This is a genomic window from Holdemania filiformis, from assembly GCF_003459085.1.
Lineage (GTDB): Bacteria > Bacillota_I > Bacilli_A > Erysipelotrichales > Erysipelotrichaceae > Holdemania > Holdemania filiformis.
Map to the genome: position 1 here is coordinate 26289 of NZ_QRUP01000017.1, position 6427 is coordinate 32715.

5 protein-coding genes are annotated in these 6427 nt (G+C 45.8%); all 5 read left to right on the forward strand.

The window, feature by feature from the left end:
• Positions 1–12: 12 nt before the first annotated feature.
• Positions 13–576 (forward strand): hypothetical protein, encoded by a 564-nt coding sequence (locus DWY25_RS12800; RefSeq protein WP_117895552.1) that lies wholly within the window; start codon positions 13–15, stop codon positions 574–576.
• 292 nt (positions 577–868) lie between these two features.
• Positions 869–2650 carry an FAD-dependent oxidoreductase gene (locus DWY25_RS12805; RefSeq protein ID WP_117895553.1) on the forward strand — a complete coding sequence of 594 codons (1782 nt, stop codon included), beginning with the start codon at positions 869–871 and terminating at the stop codon, positions 2648–2650.
• Positions 2651–3187: 537 nt separating this feature from the next.
• Positions 3188–4546, forward strand: coding sequence for an MATE family efflux transporter (locus DWY25_RS12810; RefSeq protein ID WP_117895554.1), 1359 nt, complete (start codon positions 3188–3190; stop codon positions 4544–4546).
• A gap of 150 nt (positions 4547–4696) precedes the next feature.
• Entirely contained in the window at positions 4697–5374 is a 678-nt protein-coding gene (locus DWY25_RS12815; protein WP_117895555.1) for a phosphoribosylaminoimidazolesuccinocarboxamide synthase, read from the forward strand.
• A 203-nt stretch (positions 5375–5577) separates the two neighbouring features.
• On the forward strand, positions 5578–6427 hold an 850-nt coding region (locus DWY25_RS12820; RefSeq protein ID WP_187117672.1), incomplete at its 3' end, for a hypothetical protein.

The following is a 6427-nucleotide window of genomic DNA, read 5'->3' on the forward strand; positions in this document are numbered from 1 at the left end:
GAAGGTGATGTCATGACCCGCAGTGAATGGGGACAGTCCTGCTTCAAGAACGTTTTCAGCCGATATCGATTTTATCTGATCACTTCTGTACTGATATCGTTGGTCATAACCGGCGCGGCACTAAAATGGAAAGGATCGCTGCTGATCGGGATCGCTGTCATTTTCTGGCTGGCGACGCTGGTCATTCTGTTTTTGCTTCTTCTGGAATGGAAGGGAATCCAGCGGATGACGCAGACCTTGCCGGAATCGCTAGGACCTGTGCGGCAACTGAATACGCTGTGGCTGGGAGAAGATACAGTCTATTTCTGGTACCGCCGTCAGGGACATGTCATTCCGATTCAGGAGATTATGTCCTGCAGCGTCGCGTCGGTTACGGAAAGTCCGTATGCCAGCGGCAGTGCCCGCAACGGCATGATGATTCTGGGATTGAAGGATCGAAATCTGGGCGTAAATGTCAGCGACCGGAAGAACGCAATCCAGGCAGCACAGTTTCTGAAAACAAAAAATCCGCGGCTGACGTTGACGGACATTGAAGAAAAAAAGGTGTCTTTGACGGAAATTCATGATGAGAAATAGATGAAGTAAACAGTTGAAAGATTTGATTTATCTTGAAATGGAAGCTTCAAGGTCAGAAATATTCATCTGACTTATAAAACAGACAAAAAAATTGAATGCAAAAAACAGGTAAATTCATTCCCTATCGCAGAGTCAGTATTTCTTAGCTTTTGGGGAATCCCTGTTTTTTTATTCGATAAAGGACATTCTATGTAAAATAAAAAAATTAAATGTGAATTTTTTGTCTATTGACTTGATTGAAAAATTTCTCTAGAATATTACTAGACGATCGTCTACAAAGGAGGAAAGAAATTTGAAGCGTTTATTTGTTTGCTTGTTATGCGGATTGATGTTCTTATCCGGCTGCTCAACCAACACAGAAAAAACAACGAGTCCCGAGTTAAAAATGACACCGGGTACTTATTCTTCAACGGCCACAGGATTTAAAGGGGATATTCAGGTTGAGGTCACCGTTACTGAAGAAGAAATTACAGAAATTAAGGTCGTTGAACACAAAGAAACAACAGGTATTGGTTCGGAAGCTTTGCCTGTCTTAGCGGATAACATGCTGAAATATCAAACGATCGGCGTTGACTCCGTAGCGGGAGCTACAGTTTCATCCGCAGGGTTGAAAACTGCTGTAAAAGACGCTTTAACTCAAGCCGGCGCAGATCTGGATAAATTTAGCGCCGCGCCGGTTAAAGGTGAATTGAAAGAGGAAACCCTTGACGCAGATGTTGTTGTTATTGGCGGCGGCGCCGCAGGAATGATGTCTGCGTTCTATACGGCTAAAGAAGGATATAAAGTGGTATTGGTGGAAAAAACGCCGATGGTTGGCGGCGCGAGCGCCATGGCCGGCGGAAGCTTGACAGCGACCAATAGTCAATGGCAGAAAGAAGCCGGGTATGAAGACTCCTCAGAAATGTTAAAAGAACGTTTGCTGGAGGCAGGGCATAATAAAAACCATCTTCCATCAGTCGAATTGTTTACAAGCTTTATCGGTCCGAACTTTGACTGGATTGTATCCGAAGAAGGCGGGAATATGCCTTATATCCATGAAGGCTCAGGCTCCAGCTATTCTTTTGAGGGCGGCGGTGCCGGCGCCATGCTAAAATTGAAAGAAAACTTGTTAAATGCCGGCGCTGAAGTTTTGCTAAATACTCAGGCAACCGAGCTCATCGTTAACGAGGGTGCAGTCGTGGGCATTAAAGCCAAGGGTGATGAAGCGAATTACACGATCAATGCGAAAGCTGTCATTCTGGCGTCAGGGGGTTACGGCCATAATCGTGATATCGTTCCTGAAGAATACTTTGCATTCCGTTATTCCGGACACTCCGGACATGATGGCGACGCTTTAGAAATGATCAAGGCCGTGGATGGCGCGACACGCAATTTAACTTGGTTAAATAAACAGCCGAATACGATGATTCTTCCAAGCGGAGCGCCGCAATATACCAATATGGGCGTTGGTGCTGTTTATAAAATGAGCGGTATCTTAGTTAATGAAAAAGGAGAAAGATTTGCTTGTGAAAATGGCGACACTTGGGAATTAATGCTTTCGATGGAAGAAAACGAAAGACAGTATTTATTGATGGACCAGGAAAACTATGACGCGTTCAACAAAGCGATGTCGGATAGGAAAATCTTCAATCCGGAAGATCCGGCGAAATGGACGGCCGATGACTATACAGGTCAGCCATTCTATAAAGGTGCGGATACTTTAGAAGAATTAGCGGAAAAACTTGATGTTCCGGCAGAAGCTTTAAAAGCGACCGTCGCTCAATACAATGAAGCGGTATCTTCAGGAACTCCTGATGAATTCGGACGCGAGTTAACTACGACTATTGCTGAAGAAGGACGTTACTATGCGCTGGAAATGTCGATTCGTTATTCTACATCGCTGGGTGGAATTTGCATCAATGATAAAATGCAAGTATTAAATACAGCGGAAGAAGCGGTTCCGGGACTGTATGCCGCGGGAGAAGTGGTTGGCGGAGTCCAGGGTGACTTATATTTAGGCGGTTCAACGTTTACCTGGGCCATGACGTCGGGGGTTGAAGCCGGCCGGGTTGTTTCTGAGGCCTTAGCTCAATAATGAATGAAATTAAATAAAAAGAGAATTTAGATTGGAATAGTTTATTTTATGGATAAAGCGGGGTAGTTCAGCCAACCAGGCAGGAACACCCGTTTTTAATTCATTCTGAGCGAAAAAGTTCAGGCAACAGCGTTGACAGTGGTGTTTTTTTCCGTTATTTTATGGATAGAGAGAAGCCTGGAATCGACTTCTTTTTCCGTATTCTTAAGTGAAAATGACACAAACTAACAGAAAGGTGATGATGAATGTTTAAATTAGCGATTTTATTGATTGCGTTGTTGTATTGGATTCTGCATTAAAAAGTTACAGAGTGTTCAGTGAAAAATGAATGGGATTTGACTGAACAGCCTGATCAAAACGGAAAAGAGATGTCGTATGACTTCACAGGAGCTGCCGAAAATCCGGCAGTTTTCATTTTGTGCCGCAGGATACTCTGTTAAGATTAAATAAGTTTCAGCGACGTTCAGAAAAAGCTTGTGGGCGCTGATCAGGTAGGCTATAATGTTCTGGATTTCGTAAATCAAGAGGGGGAAAAGAATGCATAATCGAATGACAGAAGGCAGTCCGCTGAAACTGATCCTGATGTTTGCGATGCCGGTTTTGTTAGGCAATGTCTTCCAACAATTTTATAATATGGCTGATACGATGATGGTCGGCAGAATTCTGGGAGTGGACGCCTTGGCGGCAATGGGCGCTACGGCTTCCGTTTCCGGACTGGTGCTGGGCTTGAATATCGGATTAGCGCAGGGCTTTGCGATTCCGATTGCGCAGTATGTCGGTGCAGGCCAGATGGATAAAGTCAGAAAAGCGGTGGCCGGCACGCTGATGCTGGGGCTGATCTTTGTCCTGGGTATTACTCTCGCTGCCCTGCTGACCGGAATCCCGGTGCTGAAGATGCTGGGAACGCCGGAAGAAATTATGGGGATGTCGGTAGAGTATATCTTTATTATATACGGCGGGCTGATCATCACGATGATGTACAACATGGCCGCCAGTATCTTACGTTCCTACGGCGACAGCCGGACACCGCTGTATTTTTTGATTCTGGCCTCGCTGACCAACATTGTGCTGGACTATGTGTTTTTAAAGACTCTGCGGATGGGCGTCGGCGGCGCGGCGATTGCGACGTTGATTTCCCAGGCGCTGTCCGTTGTGCTCTGCGTCCTCTATATTAAAGAAAAGACGAGCTTTCTGATTCCGGGAAAAGAGGATTTCTGTTGGGATAAGGAGATGCTGAAAGCGCAGCTGTCGCTGGGAATTTCAATGGGGTTGATGAACTCGATTGTATCCATAGGTTCGGTCATTCTGCAAAGCGCCGTCAACAAGCTGGGATCGGTGATCATCGCCGGACATACCGCTTCCCGTAAGGTGATCGAAATGTTCATGCAGCCGCTCATCAGCATCGGCGTTACCGCAACGACGTATGTTTCACAGAATCTGGGAGCGGGGAAGCTCGACCGGATTCGTAAAGGACTGCATTGCTGCACAGCGATCAGTTTTGTGTGGTCGACATTCTGCATCCTGATTTCCTTTTGGGGGATCGATTTGATCCTGGTGCTGGTGGTGGACGCGAAGGAAATTCAGGTCATCGCTACGGCCCGGCAGTATTTTAAAATTAACGTGTTTTTCTTCTATGCGCTCTCGGTTTTGTTTATCTACCGCAACGCGCTGCAGGGGTTGGGAAAAAGCCAGGCTCCGATTTTTTCCAGCTGTATTGAGATGGTCGTGAAGATTTTGGCAACGCTGCTGCTGACACCCAGCCTGGGGTATCTGGGAGTGTGTTATACTGAACCGATCGCCTGGATTCTGATGGCGGTGTTCCTGTTGGCGGCCTTTTACCGGGATCCCCGGTTCCGTCCGGGATCTCATGATGAATCCCTTGATTCTTCTATGTGAGCGGATATTGAAATCCGAAATCGCTTTCTTTTTTCCATGCCGGGAGAAATGCCGGAAAGGAATTGAAAAATCTGGCAGATTGCGGTAATTTTTTGTGCCGAATGGCGCTAACTGTGCTAAACTAGTTCTGCATTATATGGAGGAAAAGGTATGAATAAAGTTTACACGGGCAAGACAAAAGATGTTTATGCGTTAGACAACGGTAATTACCAGCTGAAATTCAAGGACGACTGCACCGGTACAGACGGCGTATTCGATCCAGGTGCCAACACCGTCGGACTGCAGATTGAAGGCATCGGCCGCGAAAATCTGAAAGTATCGGTTTATTTCTTCGAGATTCTTAAAAAAGCAGGCGTGAAGACGCATTACGTCAGCGCGGATATCGACAACGCGACGATGGAAGTGCTGCCGGCGAAAGTATTCGGCAAAGGCTTGGAAGTTATCTGCCGCTACCGTGCAGTCGGAAGCTTTATCCGTCGTTACGGAGCTTACATGGAAAGCGGAACACCGCTGAACGCTTATGTGGAAACGACACTGAAAGATGATGATCTGGGCGATCCGCTGATCACACCGGACGGATTGGATGCAATCGGCGTTATGACGCTGGATCAGTACGCACAGATGAAGGCGATGACGCAGAAAATTTCCGGTATCGTTAAAGACACGCTGGCGGAAAAGGGACTAGATCTGTATGATATCAAATTTGAGTTCGGTTATTATAATGGTGAAGTCATCCTGATCGATGAAATTGCCTCAGGCAATATGCGCGTTTATAAAGACGGCGAAATTGTTGAACCGACGGATCTGACAAAATTAATCTTAGGTTAAACGTAAACAAAACTCAGAACGGGAACGGATGAAAATCCGTTCTTTTTCGTGATTAAAATAGAGGAATAAAATTGAAAATGAAACGGTATTGAGTTATAATAAGTTTAGAAAAATTAACTCAAAAAAGTATTTTTACAAATTTCAATTCTTTTAGGGGGCTTTTCCTGATTTTCCGCAATATTAATATTAGGAGGCTCCTGAATATGAAACAAAATAACTTACTTCTCAACATTTCCGATCAACAATTACGGCAGGCGGGACTGACCCGCGCTCAGGCTAGAAAAAGTCTGGCCGCCCTTGATTATCGGGATAACGACGTGTTCCGTCATGTGATGAATGCGGAGAACCCGGTTTCCCGAAAGATTCTGACGATGTATCTCTCGGATTTGCTTCATCGGCGGATTGTGTGGATAGGATCGGAAGCGACAGAACCGGTGAAGGCAAACTTCCGGGAGAAAGGGGTCCGCTATGATGTCATGGTGAGGATTCGGGATGACCAGGGAAAGTCGATGCTGGTGAATTTAGAAATGCAGAATTATCAGATGGCGGAGTCGTTATCGCTGCGGTCGCAGGGCTATGCTTCGCGGATGGTCTCCGATCAGATAGAAGTGGGCGGCAGCTTTGATTTTATTCCTGTGCTTCAGATCATGATTACCAAGCGGATGCCGGAGATGAAAGTGAGTCGTGAATACCTGCATTACCACCGGTATACCAATGAAAAAACAAGGAAACGGATGCCGAAGGAACGCTGCCGGACGCTATGGATCGAGATGGAAAAAACACAGGCGTTGGAGAGGCTTCCGACAGAACAATGGCGGATTTCAGACAAGATCACATATATGCTTCGATACAGCCGGGATCCGAAAAAGCAGAAGATCATTCATGAATTGATAGAGAAAGAGGAGGTTATTCGGATGATGGAAGAAAAACGAATGGATTTTTTAAAGGACACCAGTTATGCAATCGCCAAGATGCGGATGAAATACGACGAGATGGATGAGAAGACGGTGTATAAAAAAGGCATAAAAAAAGGGATGCGGAAAGGTGTAAAGA

Bases quoted from the DNA above. Each gene is read 5' to 3' on its own strand.
- DWY25_RS12800 (WP_117895552.1), top strand. From the start codon at position 13: ATGACCCGCAGTGAATGGGGACAGTCCTGCTTCAAGAACGTTTTCAGC.
- DWY25_RS12810 (WP_117895554.1), top strand. From the start codon at position 3,188: ATGCATAATCGAATGACAGAAGGCAGTCCGCTGAAACTGATCCTGATG.
- DWY25_RS12815 (WP_117895555.1), top strand. From the start codon at position 4,697: ATGAATAAAGTTTACACGGGCAAGACAAAAGATGTTTATGCGTTAGAC.